This is a genomic window from Streptomyces sp. NPDC058534 (assembly GCF_042717365.1).
Taxonomy (GTDB): Bacteria; Actinomycetota; Actinomycetes; order Streptomycetales; family Streptomycetaceae; genus Streptomyces.
Genome location: NZ_JBHXNW010000078.1, coordinates 1 through 16,653, shown reverse-complemented (window position 1 = coordinate 16,653; position 16,653 = coordinate 1). Strand labels below are relative to the sequence as shown.

Here is a 16,653-nt window from a genome sequence, read left to right as displayed (position 1 = left end):
CACCTCACGTAGAAGACCGCCGCCTCCGCGCCCCCGGACGCCGTTCGCTCGGACGGGTCACCGGGTCGCCCGCCTCCACGGCCGCCGCGCGGCGCCGGGCGCCGAAGTCGGCCAGGGCCTCCGCCAGCTTCAGGACCGACGGCTCCGGAGCCATGACGTCGACCCGCAGGCCGTGCTCCTCGGCCGTCTTGGCCGTCGCCGGGCCGATACACGCGATCACCGTGACGTTGTGCGGCTTGCCCGCGATGCCGACCAGGTTGCGGACCGTGGACGACGACGTGAAGAGCACCGCGTCGAAGCCGCCGCCCTTGATCGCCTCCCGGGTGGTGGCCGGCGGCGGTGAGGCGCGCACCGTGCGGTAGGCCGTGACGTCGTCGACCTCCCAGCCCAGCTCGATCAGCCCGGCGACCAGGGTCTCCGTGGCGATGTCGGCACGGGGGAGGAACACGCGGTCGATGGGGTCGAAGACCGGGTCGTAGGGGGGCCAGTCCTCCAGGAGACCGGCCGCCGACTGCTCGCCGCTCGGCACCAGGTCGGGCTTCACGCCGAAGGCGATCAGGGCGTTGGCCGTCTGCTCGCCCACCGCGGCGACCTTGATCCCGGCGAAGGCTCGGGCGTCGAGCCCGTACTCCTCGAACTTCTCCCGGACCGCCTTCACCGCGTTGACCGAGGTGAACGCGATCCACTCGTAGCGGCCCGTGACCAGGCCCTTGACCGCCCGCTCCATCTGCTGCGGGGTGCGCGGCGGCTCCACCGCGATGGTCGGGACCTCGTGCGGCACGGCGCCGTAGGACGTCAGCTGGTCGGAGAGCGACGCCGCCTGCTCCTTCGTCCGCGGTACGAGGACCTTCCAGCCGAACAGCGGCTTGGACTCGAACCACGACAACTGGTCGCGCCGGGCGGCGGCGGAACGCTCGCCGACCACGGCTATCACCGGGCGGCCACCGTCCGGGGACGGCAGCACCTTCGCCTGCTTCAGGGTCTGGGCCACTGTGCCGAGCGTCGCCGTCCAGGTGCGCTGCCGCGTCGTCGTACCGGCGATCGTCACCGTCAGCGGCGTGTCCGGCTTGCGGCCCGCCGACACCAGCTCGCCGGCGGCCGCGGCCACCGAGTCCAGCGTCGTCGAGACCACGACCGTGCCGTCCGAGGCACCGACCTCGGTCCAGCAGCGGCCGGAAGCCGTACGGGCGTCCACGAACCGCACGTCGGCGCCCTGGGCGTCGCGCAGCGGCACACCGGCGTACGCGGGCACGCCGACGGCGTTCGCGATACCGGGGACCACCTCGAAGGGCACCCCGGCCGCGGCGCACGCCAGCATCTCCTCGGCGGCGTACGCGTCGAGCCCGGGGTCCCCGGTCACCGCACGCACGACCCGCCTGCCGCCCCGCGCGGCCTCCATGACAAGATGTGCGGCATCCCGCACAGCGGGGACGCCCGAGGTCGTTGACGCTCCGTCAACTACCTTCAGCTGGGGCGCGCCTGTGCCCGGATCCGACGGATCGGCATCCGTGTGCACTTCGGCCACGCCCTGCCGCGCGTGCGTACGTACGACGTCGAGCACCTCGTGCTCGGCGACGAGAACGTCCGCGTGCGCCAGCGCCTCCACGGCGCGCAGAGTCAGCAGTCCCGGATCTCCGGGTCCGGCACCGAGGAAGGTGACGTGCCCGTGTTCCGGACCGGCGGGAAAGGCGGTGGGGCTCAATGTGCTCGCTCCCCCATCAGACCGGCCGCGCCCTGGGCGAGCATCTCGGTGGCGAGTTCGCGACCGAGTGCGAGTGCCGCCTCGTGCGTTTGGGGCACGGGACCGGTGGTGGACAGCTGCACCAGCGTCGAGCCGTCGGTCGTGCCGACGACGCCGCGCAGGCGCATCTCCTTGACAGTCTGCCCGTCGGCCAGAAGGTCGGCCAAGGCGCCCACAGGGGCGCTGCAGCCGGCCTCCAGGGCGGCGAGCAGTGACCGCTCGGCCGTTACGGCGACCCGCGTGAACGGGTCGTCGAGTTCGCCGAGCGCGGCGATCAGCGAGGCGTTGTCCGCCGCGCACTCGATCGCCAGTGCCCCCTGGCCGGGGGCGGGCAAAACCGTGTCGACCGACAGGAAGTCGGTCACCTCGTCGCTGCGGCCCACCCGGTTCAGTCCGGCGGCGGCCAGCACGACGGCGTCCAGCTCACCGCTGCGGACGTATCCGATGCGGGTGTCGACGTTGCCCCGGATCGGGACCGTCTCGATCTCCATCCCGTGGGTACGGGCGTACGCGTTGAGCTGCGCCATGCGGCGCGGCGCGCCGGTGCCTATGCGCGCCCCGCGCGGGAGGTCGGTCAGCTTGCGCGCGTCCCGGGCGACGACCACGTCCCGCGGGTCCTCGCGCTCCGGTACGGCGGCCACCACCAGGCCCTCGTGCTGCGCGGTGGGGAGGTCCTTGAGCGAGTGAACCGCGAAGTCCACCTCGCCCCGCAGCAACGCGTCGCGCAGCGCGGCGACGAACACGCCCGTGCCGCCGATCTGCGCCAGCTGTTCACGCGAGACGTCCCCGTACGTGGTGATCTCGACCAGCTCAACGGGCCGACCGGTCACCTGGCTCACGGCGTCCGCCACCTGCCCGGACTGGGCCATGGCGAGTTTGCTCCGCCTCGTCCCCAGCCTCAGTGCCTTCTCAGTCATGCCGGCCCTCGGTTCTTCTCAGTGCTGTTCTCGGCGCGGGAGACGGAGGCCACCGTCTCCTGGTCGAGGTCGAACAGGGTGCGCAGCGCGTCCGCGTACCCGGCACCGCCGGGCTCGGCCGCGAGCTGCTTGACCCGTACCGTCGGCGCGTGCAGCAGCTTGTCGACCACACGCTTGACGGTCTGGGTGATCTCGGCGCGGTGCTTGTCGTCGAGGCCCGGCAGCCGCCCGTCCAGCCGGGCGATCTCGCCCGCCACGACGTCGGCGGCCATGCTGCGCAGCGCGACGACGGTGGGCGTGATGTGCGCGGCCCGCTGGGCGGCGCCGAACGCCGTGACCTCGTCGGCGACGATGCGGCGGACCATGTCGACGTCGGCGGCCATCGGTGCGTCGGCGGAGGCGTCGGCGAGGGACTCGATGTCGACCAGGCGCACCCCGGCCAGCCGGTGCACGGCGGCGTCGATGTCGCGCGGCATGGCGAGGTCGAGGAGGAAGAGCACGGGCTGCGGGCGCGGCGGCTCGGCGACCGGCTCGGGCCGGCGGCGCTCGGGGATCCGGCCGACGCTGGCGGCGGTCGCGGCGAGCGCGCCGATCAGCTCGGCGTCCGCCTCCGGCCCCGGCCGCCCGGTCTCGCGCGGCCGGTCCACCGCCGCGCCGCCCGCGGCCCAGGCCCCGTGCTGTTCCAGCGTCGCGGCGTCCATGCCGGCCACGGCGGCCTCCCCCATGACGGAGAAGCCGGTCGGCACGGCGGACAGGTCGAGCGGACAGTTCTCGTCGGCCCCGGCGCCCGCCGACGAGCGCGGTGCTCCGGCGGCCTCCGGCTCGTCGCGTACGCCGGTGGGGCCGGCCTCGGCGGCGGGGGCGCCGGTGCGGCCCTCCACCGTCGCGGCGACGGAGCCGGCGGTGAGGACGAGACCGGTCGCGCCGGTGCAGGAGACGGCCACGTCGGCACGTGTCAGCTCGAACGGCACCGAATCCATCGGTACCGCGCGGGCCAGCACGTCCGTGTCGTCGCCCTCGGAGAGACGTTGTCCATATTGCTCTTCGAGCAGGAGTGCGAGGCGCTCGGCGCGCTCGAAGGTGCGGTTGGCGACCACGATCTCGGCGACCCCGGCCCGCGCCAGCGTCGCGGCGGCCAGCGACGACATCGAGCCGGCGCCGATGACCAGGGCCTTCTTGCCCCGCGCCCACGTCTGGGGGTCGGCCCCCGCGGATAGCTGCTCCAGGCCGAAGGTGACCAGGGACTGCCCGGCGCGGTCGATGCCGGTCTCGGAGTGGGCGCGCTTGCCGACCCTGAGGGCCTGCTGGAACAGGTCGTTCAGGAGGCGTCCGGCGGTGTGCAGGTCCTGGGCGCGGGCCAGGGAGTCCTTTATCTGGCCGAGGATCTGCCCCTCGCCGACCACCATCGAGTCGAGCCCGCAGGCCACCGAGAACAGGTGGTGGACTGCGCGGTCCTCGTAGTGCACGTACAGATAGGGAGTGAGCTCCTCCAGGCCGACCCCGCTGTGCTGGGCGAGCAGCGTGGACAGCTCGGCGACACCGGCGTGGAACTTGTCCACGTCGGCGTACAGCTCGATGCGGTTGCAGGTGGCCAGCACCGCGGCCTCGGCGGCCGGTTCGGCGGCGACCGTGTCGTGCAACAGCTTGAGCTGCGCGTCCTCGCCGAGTGACGCCCGCTCCAGGACGCTGACGGGGGCGCTGCGGTGGCTCAGCCCGACGACGAGGAGACTCATGCCGGCATCACGGCGGGTACGTCCCCGTCGGGTCCCTGATCGGTGGGGCGCTGCTTGCGGGCGACGGCGGGCGGTGCGACGCCGTCGGAGGCGGCCTCCTCGCCGGCCTTGCGCTGCTCGTGGAAGGCGAGGATCTGCAGCTCGATGGAGAGGTCGACCTTGCGCACGTCGACGCCCTCGGGGACGTTCAGCACGGTCGGCGCGAAGTTCAGGATGGAGGTGACACCGGCGGCCACGAGCCGTTCGCAGACCTGCTGGGCGGCACCGGCGGGGGTCGCGATCACGCCGATCGACACACCGTCGTCCTGGATGATCTTCTCCAGCTCGTCGGTGTGCTGCACCGGGATACCGGCGACGGGCTTTCCGGCCATTCCCGGATCGGCGTCGATGAGCGCGGCGACCCGGAAACCGCGGGAGGCGAACCCGCCGTAGTTGGCGAGCGCGGCGCCGAGGTTACCGATACCGACGATCACTACCGGCCAGTCCTGGGTGAGGCCGAGTTCGCGGGAGATCTGGTAGACGAGATACTCGACGTCGTACCCGACGCCCCGGGTCCCGTAGGAGCCCAGGTAGGAGAAGTCCTTGCGGAGCTTCGCGGAGTTGACCCCGGCCGCGGCCGCCAGCTCCTCGGAGGAGACCGTGGGTACCGAACGCTCGGAGAGCGCGGTGAGGGCGCGGAGGTACAGCGGAAGCCTGGCGACGGTGGCCTCGGGAATCCCTCGGCTGCGGGTCGCCGGTCGGTGTGTTCGGCCAGTTGCCACGGTGCTCCTGCGGGTAGAGCGGGGCTGTAGGCGGTCATACGTCCCTACATGACCGCCCCGTCGAATGCAGGCTATGTCTTTGTGAACGCGTGCACAAAGATGGTGTCCGATTTGCCCGGCCAACGTGACCGGGGTCACGCGCCCCCGGCGCACGGGACGGGAACCGGCGCATGCGCACCCTCGTTCCTCACTCATCGGGGGCAAAGCCGTACACGCTCCTCACGATCAACGCCCCCGAGACCTGGTCACCATCGATCCTAAGCGACCATACGGACTACTTGGACTGGTCGGTCAGTGCCTTGCGCAGCCGTTCCTCGTTCACACGCCAGAAGGTGTGCTGCCGGCCGTCGACCAGGACGACCGGGATCTGCTCCCAGTACTGGTCGTGGAGTTGGCGGTCCTGGGTGATGTCCTTCCCCTCCCAGGGGACACCGAGGTCGGCACAGACCTTCTCCACGACGAGCTGTGCGTCATCACACAGATGACAGCCGGGTTTGCGGATGAGGGTGACGAGATGGTTCTCGGAATGCTCAGGGGACTGGGCGGAGTGCGGGGCCCCCGGGGTCTGCGGGGCCTGCGCGGGCTTGCGGCGGAAGAGGGGACTCATGCCGGCCATTCTCCCGCGCCCTTTGACGAACCGGTCGCCCAGAGTTCACAGCCTGCGAACCTCTCGACTCCGAAGGCCCCGAACAGACTGGCTATGCTCACGGGCATGGCCGCTCTCGGATGGCTCTCTCCCCGTAGGCGCTCCGCCACGGCGCGGAGTGTGTTGGCAGGCGAGGCCTCGGCGGAGGCAGCCCGCAAGTCCGCGCAGTCCACACCGGAGACCGCGCCGCCCGACTCCGGCACGGAGCCGGAGTTCCCGGTCCACGGCGACGACCGGGCGGCGGCCTTCTTCGACCTCGACAACACCGTGATGCAGGGCGCCGCGATCTTCCACTTCGGCCGGGGCCTGTACAAGCGGAAGTTCTTCGAGACCCGCGACCTCGCCCGGTTCGCCTGGCAGCAGGCGTACTTCCGGCTGGCCGGGCTCGAGGACCCGGAGCACATGCAGGACGCCCGCGACTCCGCGCTCTCCATCGTCAAGGGCCACCGCGTCTCCGAGCTGAAGTCGATCGGCGAGGAGATCTACGACGAGTACATGGCCGAGCGGATCTGGCCCGGCACCCGCGCCCTCGCCCAGGCCCACCTGGACGCCGGACAGAAGGTCTGGCTGGTCACGGCGGCCCCGGTGGAGATCGCCCAGGTGATCGCCCGCCGCCTCGGCCTGACCGGCGCGCTCGGCACGGTGGCCGAGTCCGTCGGCGGCGTCTACACCGGCAAGCTGGTCGGCGAGCCCCTGCACGGCCCCGCGAAGGCGGAGGCGGTGCGGGCCCTGGCGACAGCGGAGGCCCTGGACCTGTCCCGCTGCGCCGCCTACAGCGACTCGCACAACGACATCCCGATGCTGTCCCTGGTCGGACACCCGTACGCGATCAACCCGGACTCCAAGCTGCGCAAGCACGCCCGCGAGCTGGAGTGGCGCCTCCGCGACTACCGCACCGGCCGCAAGGCGGCCAAGGTCGGCATCCCCGCGGCCGCGGGCGTCGGCGCGGTGGCGGGCGGCACCGCGGCGGCCATCGCGCTGCACCGCCGCCGCCGTTGACCCGAGCCATGTGACGTACCCGCCGGACGCCCTCTCCAGTCCCGGTTCCTCGCACTGCCTCACATCGGCCACAACACGCTCCGTAGCCACACGGAACCCGAACCGTTTCGGTCATTTACTGATCACTCTGCCGCATCTGATCGAGCGTCAATCGGGCACAGAAGCGACGTAATCGATGATTTGAGCAACTGGGCGTAGCAGCGCCTGCACGAAGCGTTATTCTCCTCAGACGCATTCCGGTACCCCACCTTCGCTACGACGGGTGAAAGGTTCCGAACTGCACGTGATGGAAGCTCTGCCTCTGGGAGTCCCGTGTACCCACACGTCGGGGTTGACACCTCGGGCCTGGCTACGCTGCGCGCAACGGTCAAATCAGCCCAAGACCTGTTGTGCGGCTTCGTCCCCACCGCGTATGCCGTCCCCGCCGTCTCCGCCCTCGCCGCCGCCGCCGCGCCCGCCGGTCCGTGCTACGCACTGGCCGAAGGAAGCGCGGTCGTCGGCAGACGCACGCGGTCGTCCTCGTCCGGGGCCGCCGCCACCACCCACCGCCGCCCCGCCGCGGACAGCGACAGCGCCCGCATGATGGACCTGGTCGAACGGGCCCAGGCCGGTGAGGCCGACGCCTTCGGGCGGCTCTACGACCAGTACAGCGACACCGTCTACCGGTACATCTACTACCGGGTGGGCGGCAAGGCGACCGCCGAGGACCTCACCAGCGAGACCTTTCTGCGGGCCCTGAGGCGCATCGGCACCTTCACCTGGCAGGGCCGTGACTTCGGCGCCTGGCTGGTGACCATCGCCCGCAACCTCGTCGCCGACCACTTCAAGTCCAGCCGCTTCCGGCTGGAGGTCACCACCGGCGAGATGCTCGACGCCAACGAGGTCGAGCGGTCCCCCGAGGACTCCGTCCTCGAATCGCTCTCCAACGCCGCCCTGCTGGAGGCGGTACGACGGCTCAACCCGCAGCAGCAGGAGTGCGTGACCCTGCGCTTCCTCCAGGGCCTCTCGGTCGCCGAGACCGCCCGCGTCATGGGCAAGAACGAGGGCGCCATCAAGACGCTCCAGTACCGGGCCGTGCGCACCCTCGCCCGGCTGCTCCCGGACGACGTCCGCTGACCCTCCGCGTTTCTCAAATCACCGTCGGTGAAAGTCTGTTGGGACAGCGGTCCGATCATCCACCGTCCGTAACCCATGTGCCGCGCCGCTCGTTGTGCGGGATGCAGGCTCCCTGTGGTCGCTCCCCGGCCGACTCCGATCACCCGATCGGATGGTTCCGATCGGGGCGTGCAACCCTCAGAACCCCCTGGGGAGTCGACCGTCATGACGAGAGGAGGTGCCGCCAGTGATCGCGAACGTATCGGCACACCGGCGGGCGAACGCCTTCGCCCAGGCTCTGGAGGAGCAGTCCGATCCCGGGGCGGCGGCCGAGCAGTCCGGAGGACCGGCAACCGCCGGGGCCACCGCGGATCCGACCGGGCAGGGTCATCTGGTGACCCTCGCCCACGGTCTGGAGACGCTGCCCCGGCCGCAGCTGGATCCCGAGGTCAAGGTCGTCCAGCGGGCCCAGCTGGTGGCCGCGTTCGAGGCCATGCTGCAGGAGGGCACCGCGGGCGGCGGGGCGGGGGACACATCGGTCCCGGAGCAACGCCGGGCGCGCGGCAGCCACCGGGCGGCGCCGCTGAGCAGGTTCCGGCCCCGTTCGCGGCTGGCCAAGGGCCTCACCGCGGGCGGACTGAGCGTGAGCGTGGCCGCGGGAGCCTTCGGCGGAGTCGCCGCAGCCAGTTCGGACGCCCTGCCCGGCGACTCCCTCTACGGCCTCAAGCGGGGCATAGAGGATTTCCGACTCGGCCTGGCCGACGGGAACGACGAGCGCGGCCGGGCCCACCTGGACCGGGCCTCGACCCGGCTCGGCGAGGCCCGACGGCTGATGGAGCGCGGCCGCAGCGGCCCCCTCGACCACGAGTCGCTCGGCGAGATCCGCCGCGCCCTCTCCGGCATGCGGCACGACGCCTCCGAGGGACACCGCCTGCTCAGCGCGGCCTACGCCCACGACCCCGACTCGCTGGCCCCCATGCAGGCCCTCTCCTCCTTCTCCCGTTCCCATCGGGAGACCTGGGGAGCGCTGCGCGAGCGGCTGCCCGTGCAGCTGGGGGACGTCAGTGAGCAGGTGTCGTCGGTGTTCGACGCCATAGACGACGACGTGGCCCCGCTGCAGTCCATGCTCCCGCGGCCGCCCTCGCAGGACGACGACCGCGGCACCGGCGGCCGGCCGGGCGGTTCGGGCCCGGCGACCACGGACACTCCCGGCACCGACCGCTCGTCGGCCCCGGGCACCGGCGACTCCGGCACGTCCGACCGCGGCCGCACCGACAGCCGCGGTCCCAGCGAGTCGTCCGACTCCGGCCGGGAGGACGACGGGCTCCTCGGCGGCGGCACCGGCGGCCTGCTCGACCCGCCCGAGGAGGACTCCGGCCCCGCCTCGCCGTCGACGGGCGACAACACCCCGCCCACCGAGCCGGACGTCACCCTCCCGCCCCTCCTCCCGGGCCTCCTGCCCGGCCTGGGCATCGAGGCGGAGGACGCGGACTGACACCCCGGGTACGGCGGTGGGGTGCCCCACCGCCGTACCCGGTCCAGTCTCAGAAGAACACCGACCGCCGCTGCACCAGCAGCCTCTCCCGTTTGCTGCCCTCGCACCGCTCCGCGGGCTTCGGACAGCTGCGCCGGACTCCGTCCGTCGGCTCACCTCACCCCACGCGTCGTACCGGCCTGTTGGAATCACGCGTCAGAAGAACACCGACCGCCGCTGCACGAGCAACTTGTACAGCGTGTGCTGAATCTGTTCCCTCACCTGGTCGGTCAGGTTGAACATCAGCATCGGATCCTCCGCCGCCTCCGGGGCGTACCCGTCCGTCGGGATCGGCTCGCCGAACTGGATCGTCCACTTCGTCGGCAGCGGCACCGCGCCCAGCGGCCCCAGCCACGGGAACGTCGGCGTGAGCGGGAAGTACGGGAAGCCCAGCAGCCGCGCCAGGGTCTTGGAGTTGCCGATCATCGGGTAGATCTCCTCCGCCCCGACGATCGAGCACGGAATGATCGGCGCCCCCTGCCGCAGAGCCGTGGAGACGAACCCGCCCCGCCCGAACCGCTGCAGCTTGTAGCGCTCGCCGAACGGCTTGCCGATGCCCTTGAAGCCCTCCGGCATCACCCCGACCAGCTCGCCCTGCGCCAGCAGGCGCTCGGCGTCCTCCGCGCAGGCCAGCGTGTGCCCGAGCTTGCGCGCCAGCTCGTTGACCACCGGCAGCACGAACACCAGGTCCGCCGCCAGCAGCCGCAGATGCCGGTCCGCCGGATGATGGTCGTGCACGGCGACCTGCATCATCAGCCCGTCCAGCGGCAACGTCCCGGAGTGGTTGGCGACGATCAGCGCACCGCCCTCGGCCGGGATGTTCTCGACGCCCTTCACCTCGACCCGGAAGTAGTTCTCGTACACCGGCCGCAGCAGCGACATCAGCACCTGGCCGGTCAGTTCGGCGTCGTACCCGAAGTCGTCGACCTCGTAGTCCCCGGTGAGACGGCGACGCAGGAAGGCCAGCCCACCCGCGATCCGCTGCTCCAGGCCGCCGTCCGCGTCCTCCTGAGGCACGGGGGCGTCGTCCTGCTCCGCGGCCCCCCGCACGGGCAGCGGCCGCACCTCCCGCACCGGCGCCGGCTCCGCCGTACCCTTGCGCCGGCTTCCCGCACCGCGGCGCCGCGCCGGGCGCGGTACCGCGTTACCGCCGCTCGCACCCCCCGCACCGCTCCCCCGCGACCGGTCGTCGTCGAACGGAATGACCTTGGCGTCCGCCATCGTTGATGCGCTCCTCAGTTGGCGCTCTGCGTCGGAAGGTGGCCGTTGTCCCGCCGGGACAACTCCGCGATCCGGTCGACGGCCCCCGCGAGGGCCTCCGGCGGCAGCAGCCCGGCACCGCGGCTGCGCGCGAAGTCCGCGAACGCCCCGGCCGTCGTGTACTTCGGCCGAAAACCCAGCGTCTCGCGCATCTGCGTGGTGTCCACCACCCGCCCGTGGGTGAGCAGCCGGATCTGCTCGGGGGAGAAGTCCGTCATCCCCAGCGTACGCACGAGCGTGCCCGCCCAGGTGACCGCCGGCAGCAGCAGCGGCACCGTGGGGCGCCCCAGCCGCCGCGAGCACTGGGACAGCAGCAGCACGCCGTCGCCGGCGATGTTGAAGGTTCCGCTGTTCAGCGTTCCCCGCCGCGGCTCGTGCGAGGAGATCCGCAGCACCTCGATCACGTCGTCCTCGTGCACGAACTGCAGCCGGGGGTCGTAGCCGAACACCGTCGGCAGCACCGGCAGCCCGAGGTACGAGGCGAGCGGCGTACCCGCGTCCGGGCCCAGGATGTTGGCGAACCGCAGCACGGTCACCGCCACGTCCGGCCGACGGCGCGCGAAGCCCCGCACATACCCCTCGACCTCGACCGCGTCCTTGGCGAAGCCGCCGCTGGGCAGGGACTTGGGCGCGGTGGTCTCGGTGCAGACGGCCGGGTCGCGCGGCGCGGACCCGTAGACGTTGGTGCTGGACTTCACCACCAGCCGCTGCACGGTCGGCGACTTCTGACAGGCACCGAGCAGCTGCATCGTGCCGATGACGTTGGTCTCCTTGACCGACGTACGGCTGCCGCTGACCAGCGGCGTGCCCGTGACGTCCATGTGCACGACCGTGTCGGCACCCGTCTCGGCCAGCACCCGCCCGATCGCCGACTGCCGGATGTCGGCCTGCACGAAGTCCGCGCCGCCCAGATGATGCTCCGGCGGAACGGCGTCCACACCCACGACCCGGTCCACGTCGGGATCCCGCTGGATACGCCGGACGAACCGGCCCCCGAGTTGCCGGGCCACTCCGGTCACGAGCACGACCTTGCCCAAGATCAGCGCCTTCCTTCCGCCCTACTGCGTACCCTGCCGCGTTCCCCGCCCGCCGGCCAACTTAGCCGGTCGGTGTTGCGCTGTGATGACCGCCGGATGCAGCAGGTGACGAGAATTCGCGGTACCGCCCCGCGCCGAGCGCCCAGGGACACAGGGACAGCGGGATACGACTGTGGCCCCCCACCGGATGAGGTGGGGGGCCACAGGACACGCTGACGGCGCAGCGTCGCTTACTTCTTGTTGCGACGCTGAACGCGCGTGCGCTTGAGCAGCTTGCGGTGCTTCTTCTTGGCCATCCGCTTGCGCCGCTTCTTGATAACAGAGCCCACGACTACCCTCGCTCACTTCTCATCACTCGGTTGGTGAGCGCCATGGGCCCACACGACCTACGAGGGGCCAGCCTACCCGCCCCAGCGCTGAGGTCGTAATCGAGGCCGTCAGGCCGTTTCCACCCCCACATAGCTCTCGCGGAGGTACTCATGAACCGCTTGCTCCGGGACGCGGAACGACCGTCCCACCCGGATCGCGGGCAGATGACCGCTGTGCACCAACCGGTACACGGTCATCTTGGACACGCGCATCACCGAGGCGACTTCCGCCACGGTAAGGAACTGAACCTCGTTCAGAGGCCTTTCGCCAGCTGCAGCCATGACACACCTGAACCTTCCGCACTCGACGGCCACCGGCTTCCCCTTCCGGTGACTCTTCGTCGCTGCGTGCTCACTCCCCAATGTAGGGGCGGGTGATGCGAATGGGGAAGAGGTGCACCCATCGCTTCCCTACCGTGACAGACACGCCCGATTGAGTACGTAGCGGGTGAGCGGTCGGTAGTACTCGGAGCGCACAGCGTCATCAAGTGGAACGACGACGGACACGAACCCCTCGGCCTGGCCGACGAAGAGCGCGGGATCGTCCGTATCGGCCGGCCCGATGGCCTCGAACCCCAGCTGACCTGCTCCGCAGACCCACCCGTGATCCCCGATCACCAACTCGGGCAGCGGCCCGCCCGCCTCGGCCGCGGCGGCCAGCGCGGTACGAACCGGGAGCGGCGAGTGGGTGTGCGCGCCCGGCTCACCACAGGCGCGACCGCGGCCGTCCTCTCGCACCAACGCGACGCCCCGGACGTAGTCGAGGCGGTACGTGCGTAGACCGAACCGGGTCGTTATGTCGACACAGCAACCCTGCGCCGGGGTGAGGACAGTACATCCCGCCGCCGACAACGCCTCGGCCAAGGCGGCGTAGAAACCGAGCAGTCGATGCGGGTGCCCGGTGCCGAGGAGCACCGGGGCGTGACGCTGAGCGACGGCCGCGAGCCGGCCGGCGAAGGCGTCCAGGGCCGCGAGGGTCCGCTCGGGGTCGATCACGTCCTGGCCCGAAGTATCCTGCGGATCGGCCGAGACCCCACACCTCTCCGCCATCAACGCGACCAGTTCCCGGTGCCCCCAGTCCCCCACCGGATCGATCCCGAGCAGCACCCGAGGATCCCGCGCGGCGAACAACCGGTAACTCCGCAGACTCGCCTCCCGAGCAGTCGCCACCACCCCGGCAAGCCGCACCTCCAACAGATGAGCCCGAACAGCTCCACGGGTCAGCACCCACCCGATGCTGCCGGGTCCGCCCTACCGGGAACCGAGGAACCCCGAAACTACGCACGGTCGGCGTAACCCCGCAACGCCGGGCTGCGCACCCACCCCCGGCCCACCCCCACGCAGGCCCACCGATCAGCGACCCCCCGTACCAACCCCCCTCACGCCAACAACCCCCGCAACGGAAACACCGCCCGCCGCGCCGCCACCACAGCCTGATCCAACCGATCCGCGGGGTCGTACCCCTCCCCCCACGAAGCCCACCCCACCGGCCACCGCCCATCAGTCATCCGCATCGGCCCCAGCTGCCGCGTCCGCGCGAACACCTCCTGCCGCCACCCCTCCGGAATCACCGTCTCCGGCTCCACCGGCCGCCCCGCCGCGATCCCCACCAGATGCGCCCACGACCGAGGCACCACATCCACCACGGCGTACCCGCCCCCACCTAGCGCCACCCAACGCCCCCCGGCGTACTCGTGCGCCAGCTCGTGGCACGCCACCTGCACCGCCCGCTGCGCGTCCAGCGACACCGCCAGATGCGCCAGCGGATCCTCGAAGTGCGTGTCCGCCCCGTGCTGCGTCACCAGCACCTGCGGCCGGAAGTCAGCCAGAACCTCCGGCACCACCGCGTGGAACGCCCGCACCCACCCCGCGTCCCCGGTCCCCGCCGGCAGGGCGATGTTCACCGCCGACCCCTCGGCGCACTCCGCGCCCGTCTCCTCGGGCCACCCGGTCTGCGGGAACAGCGTCCGCGGATGCTCGTGCAGCGACACCGTCAGAACCCGCGGGTCCTCCCAGAACGCCGCCTGCACCCCGTCCCCGTGGTGCACGTCCACATCGACGTACGCGACCCGCTCGACCCCCAGCTCCAGCAGCCGCGCGATCGCCAGCGCCGCGTCGTTGTACACGCAGAACCCGGAGGCCGCGCCCGGCATCGCATGGTGCAGCCCGCCCGCGAAGTTCACCACGTGCAGCGCCTCCCCGCGCCAGACCGACTCCGCCGCCCCCACCGACTGCCCGGCGATCAGCGCCGACACCTCGTGCATCCCCGCGAAGGCCGGGTCGTCGATGGTCCCCAGCCCGTACGACACGTCCGCCGCGCCCGGATCCGCCGACGCCGCCTTCACCGCGTCGATGTAGTCCTGCCGGTGCACGAGCCGCAGCGTCGACTCACCGGCCGACCGCGCCGCGACGACCTCCACCTCCCGGTCGAGCCCCAGGGCACCGACCAGACTTCGTGTCAGGGCCAGCCGGACCGGATCCATCGGATGCTCCGGCCCGAAGTCATAGCCCGTTACTGCCTCGTCCCACATCAGCTGTGCGCGGCCGCTCATGCCCGCCACCGTATCGGTCCGGTTGAGTCTCGAACGACCGGGCGTACAGGACCGTCACCAGCACCAACACCATCGGTACGAGCATCGCCCCGCGGTAGCTCCAAGCGTCCCCGAGCGCCCCCACCAACGGCGAACCGATCAGGAAGCCGACGTAGTTGAACACGTTGAGCCGCGCCACCGCCGCGTCCGACGCCCCGGGACCGTACTTGTCGGTGGCGAGCCGCCCCGCAGCGGCGAACGTCTGCGGCACCAGCACACACAACCCCAGCCCCAGCAGCGTGAACCCGAGCATCCCCACCCACGCCCCCGGCGCCCCCGCCACCACCGCGAACCCCACCGCCGCCACGACCGCCCCGCTCCGCACCACCGCCACGGCCCCGAACCGCCGCACCCCGACGTCCCCGACCGCCCGCCCGACCAGCGTGGTCACCATGTACACGTTGTACGGCACGGTGGCGAGCTGCTCCGAACCCCCCAGCACGTCCTGGAGGTACTTCGCGCCCCAGTTGGAGACGGTCGAGTCCCCGATGTACGCGAACGTCATCACCAGACACAACGGCAGGAGCAACTTGAAGCCGACCCCGGTACCGCCCCCGCCCTGCCCGGCCGCCTCCGCCGCACCACCCCGGTCCCCGTCGACGTACCATCGGCTCCCCACCAGCGCGGCCGGCAGCAGCACGACGACGACCGGCAGATACGACACCCACAACGCCAGATCCCAGTGCGCCCCCACCCACGCCAGCGAGGCCCCGAGAATCCCGCCCAGGCTGTACGCCGCGTGGAACCCGAGCATGATGCTGCGCCCGTACGCCCGTTGCAGACTCACCCCGAGCATGTTCATCGACGCGTCCAGCGCTCCCACGGCCAGCCCGAAGACGCCCAGCGCCACGGCCAGCACCACCATCCGGCCCCCCGCCCCGACGCCGAGCAGGGACAGCAGCACCACCGGCTGGGACCAGCGCAGCAGTCGGCTCGGCCGCACCCGGCGCACCAGACGCTCGGTCGCCACACTCCCGGCGCCGGCCAGGATCGGCACCGCGGCGAGGAACACCGGCAGCAGCGCGTCGGAGACGCCGTAGCGGTCCTGAATGGCCGGAATGCGGGTCACCAGCAAGGCGAAGGCGACGCCCTGGGCGAAGAAACCGAACGCGAGCGAAGCCCTACCGCGCCGCAGCACATCAGTCATGGCGGCGAGCGTAGGGCCCCGGCTTACCCGTGGGTAGATCCAGCCAAAGGTGAATTCTCCTCAGCTTCACGGAAGCTGTCAGCTCGCCAGCAGGTCGGCCAACTCCCCCATGTCGCCGAACAGCCGCCCGGCTCCGGTCAGCTTCGAGGCCGGCGTCATCGCGGTGAACCCGTACACGTCCATCCCGGCGGCGACGGCGGCCCGCACGCCCAGTGGACTGTCCTCGATCACGACACACCGCCCCGGCGCCACCCCCATCCGCGCCGCCGCGTGCAGGAACAGATCCGGCGCCGGCTTTCCCCGGCCCACGTCCTGGGAACTGAAGATCCGCTCGTCGTCGAACCACCGGTCAAGACCGGTCTTCCGGTGCCCCACCCGAATCCGCTCATGGCTCCCGGACGAGGCCACGCAGTACGCCACCCCGTCCGCCGCGAGCTTCTCCAGCACACCGACGGCCCCGGGCACGGGCCCCAGTTCACGCTCGAAGGCAGCGAACACCCGCCCGTGGAAAACGTCGTCGAAGTCCTCGGGCAGCCGCCGCCCCGTCCGCTCCAGCACCAGGTCGTGCACCCGGTGCATCGCGGCTCCCATGTAATCCCGGAGGGAGTCCTCGTACGACGTCGGGTGACCCAGCTCGGTCAGATAGCCGGCGAGGAGCCGGTTGGAGATCGGCTCACTGTCGACGAGGACGCCGTCGTTGTCGAAGATAACCAGGTCGTAGCGCATAGAAAGACCCTAAACGCAGAAAGCCCCGCACCGTTCCCGGTGCGGGGCTTTCATACAATGATTGTTCGGCGGCGTCCTACTCTCCCACAGGGTCCCCC

16 protein-coding genes are annotated in these 16,653 nt (G+C 71.4%); 3 read left to right on the top strand and 13 right to left on the bottom strand.

Annotated elements, in window-relative coordinates; translation table 11 throughout:
* Window positions 1-4 precede the first annotated feature (4 nt).
* The 5 genes from ACFWR9_RS34410 to ACFWR9_RS34390 form a co-directional block, all read right to left on the bottom strand.
* Window positions 5-1,702 (bottom strand): uroporphyrinogen-III synthase, encoded by a 1,698-nt coding sequence (locus tag ACFWR9_RS34410; protein WP_383849242.1) that lies wholly within the window; start codon window positions 1,700-1,702, stop codon window positions 5-7.
* Entirely contained in the window at window positions 1,699-2,658 is a 960-nt protein-coding gene (gene hemC / locus ACFWR9_RS34405) for a hydroxymethylbilane synthase (protein ID WP_383849239.1), read from the bottom strand. Before hemC ends, ACFWR9_RS34410 begins: the two co-directional genes overlap by 4 nt.
* Window positions 2,655-4,391, bottom strand: a complete 1,737-nt coding sequence (locus ACFWR9_RS34400) for a glutamyl-tRNA reductase (RefSeq protein WP_383849237.1) — start codon at window positions 4,389-4,391, stop codon at window positions 2,655-2,657. Before ACFWR9_RS34400 ends, hemC begins: the two co-directional genes overlap by 4 nt.
* A complete protein-coding gene (locus ACFWR9_RS34395) occupies window positions 4,388-5,152 on the bottom strand; it encodes a redox-sensing transcriptional repressor Rex (protein WP_383849234.1) in 765 nt (254 codons plus the stop codon). The genes ACFWR9_RS34400 and ACFWR9_RS34395 overlap by 4 nt, the downstream gene beginning before the upstream one ends.
* A 274-nt stretch (window positions 5,153-5,426) precedes the next feature.
* Window positions 5,427-5,768, bottom strand: a complete 342-nt coding sequence (locus tag ACFWR9_RS34390; RefSeq protein WP_307014221.1) for a glutaredoxin family protein — start codon at window positions 5,766-5,768, stop codon at window positions 5,427-5,429.
* A 96-nt stretch (window positions 5,769-5,864) separates the two neighbouring features.
* Here ACFWR9_RS34390 and ACFWR9_RS34385 point away from each other — a divergent pair, with 96 nt between their 5' ends.
* The 3 genes from ACFWR9_RS34385 (at window position 5,865) to ACFWR9_RS34375 (ending at window position 9,387) form a co-directional block, all read left to right on the top strand.
* Window positions 5,865-6,797, top strand: a complete 933-nt coding sequence (locus tag ACFWR9_RS34385) for an HAD family hydrolase (protein WP_383849230.1) — start codon at window positions 5,865-5,867, stop codon at window positions 6,795-6,797.
* Window positions 6,798-7,109: 312 nt separating this feature from the next.
* Window positions 7,110-7,913 (top strand): ECF subfamily RNA polymerase sigma factor, BldN family, encoded by an 804-nt coding sequence (locus ACFWR9_RS34380; protein WP_383849227.1) that lies wholly within the window; start codon window positions 7,110-7,112, stop codon window positions 7,911-7,913.
* A 226-nt stretch (window positions 7,914-8,139) separates the two neighbouring features.
* A complete protein-coding gene (locus ACFWR9_RS34375; RefSeq protein ID WP_383849224.1) occupies window positions 8,140-9,387 on the top strand; it encodes a DUF5667 domain-containing protein in 1,248 nt (415 codons plus the stop codon).
* A 195-nt stretch (window positions 9,388-9,582) separates the two neighbouring features.
* Here the strand turns inward: ACFWR9_RS34375 and ACFWR9_RS34370 are convergent, their stop codons facing one another.
* The 8 genes from ACFWR9_RS34370 to ACFWR9_RS34335 form a co-directional block, all read right to left on the bottom strand.
* A complete protein-coding gene (locus ACFWR9_RS34370; protein ID WP_383849221.1) occupies window positions 9,583-10,647 on the bottom strand; it encodes a lysophospholipid acyltransferase family protein in 1,065 nt (354 codons plus the stop codon).
* Between the two features lie 14 nt (window positions 10,648-10,661).
* The gene (locus tag ACFWR9_RS34365; RefSeq protein ID WP_383849219.1) at window positions 10,662-11,723 is read right to left on the bottom strand and encodes an NAD-dependent epimerase/dehydratase family protein; all 1,062 of its coding nucleotides are present in this window, start codon (window positions 11,721-11,723) and stop codon (window positions 10,662-10,664) included.
* 230 nt (window positions 11,724-11,953) lie between these two features.
* Window positions 11,954-12,052 (bottom strand): 30S ribosomal protein bS22, encoded by a 99-nt coding sequence (locus ACFWR9_RS34360; RefSeq protein WP_003948845.1) that lies wholly within the window; start codon window positions 12,050-12,052, stop codon window positions 11,954-11,956.
* Window positions 12,053-12,160: 108 nt separating this feature from the next.
* The gene (locus ACFWR9_RS34355; RefSeq protein WP_004984898.1) at window positions 12,161-12,373 is read right to left on the bottom strand and encodes a helix-turn-helix domain-containing protein; all 213 of its coding nucleotides are present in this window, start codon (window positions 12,371-12,373) and stop codon (window positions 12,161-12,163) included.
* Between the two features lie 129 nt (window positions 12,374-12,502).
* Window positions 12,503-13,318: a phosphatase gene (locus ACFWR9_RS34350; protein ID WP_383849216.1), complete on the bottom strand. Its 816-nt coding sequence runs from the start codon at window positions 13,316-13,318 to the stop codon at window positions 12,503-12,505.
* A 152-nt stretch (window positions 13,319-13,470) separates the two neighbouring features.
* Window positions 13,471-14,643 (bottom strand): acetoin utilization protein AcuC, encoded by a 1,173-nt coding sequence (locus tag ACFWR9_RS34345; RefSeq protein ID WP_383849213.1) that lies wholly within the window; start codon window positions 14,641-14,643, stop codon window positions 13,471-13,473.
* Entirely contained in the window at window positions 14,594-15,829 is a 1,236-nt protein-coding gene (locus ACFWR9_RS34340) for an MFS transporter (protein WP_383849211.1), read from the bottom strand. Before ACFWR9_RS34340 ends, ACFWR9_RS34345 begins: the two co-directional genes overlap by 50 nt.
* Before the next feature lie 78 nt (window positions 15,830-15,907).
* A complete protein-coding gene (locus tag ACFWR9_RS34335) occupies window positions 15,908-16,555 on the bottom strand; it encodes an HAD family hydrolase (RefSeq protein ID WP_383849209.1) in 648 nt (215 codons plus the stop codon).
* Window positions 16,556-16,653: the final 98 nt, after the last annotated feature.

Coding starts and splice junctions, on each gene's coding strand:
- hemC (WP_383849239.1), bottom strand. CDS start 2,658: ATGACTGAGAAGGCACTGAGGCTGGGGACGAGGCGGAGCAAACTCGCC.
- ACFWR9_RS34400 (WP_383849237.1), bottom strand. CDS start 4,391: ATGAGTCTCCTCGTCGTCGGGCTGAGCCACCGCAGCGCCCCCGTCAGC.
- ACFWR9_RS34390 (WP_307014221.1), bottom strand. CDS start 5,768: ATGGCCGGCATGAGTCCCCTCTTCCGCCGCAAGCCCGCGCAGGCCCCG.
- ACFWR9_RS34385 (WP_383849230.1), top strand. CDS start 5,865: ATGGCCGCTCTCGGATGGCTCTCTCCCCGTAGGCGCTCCGCCACGGCG.
- ACFWR9_RS34370 (WP_383849221.1), bottom strand. CDS start 10,647: ATGGCGGACGCCAAGGTCATTCCGTTCGACGACGACCGGTCGCGGGGG.
- ACFWR9_RS34355 (WP_004984898.1), bottom strand. CDS start 12,373: ATGGCTGCAGCTGGCGAAAGGCCTCTGAACGAGGTTCAGTTCCTTACC.
- ACFWR9_RS34345 (WP_383849213.1), bottom strand. CDS start 14,643: ATGAGCGGCCGCGCACAGCTGATGTGGGACGAGGCAGTAACGGGCTAT.
- ACFWR9_RS34340 (WP_383849211.1), bottom strand. CDS start 15,829: ATGACTGATGTGCTGCGGCGCGGTAGGGCTTCGCTCGCGTTCGGTTTC.
- ACFWR9_RS34335 (WP_383849209.1), bottom strand. CDS start 16,555: ATGCGCTACGACCTGGTTATCTTCGACAACGACGGCGTCCTCGTCGAC.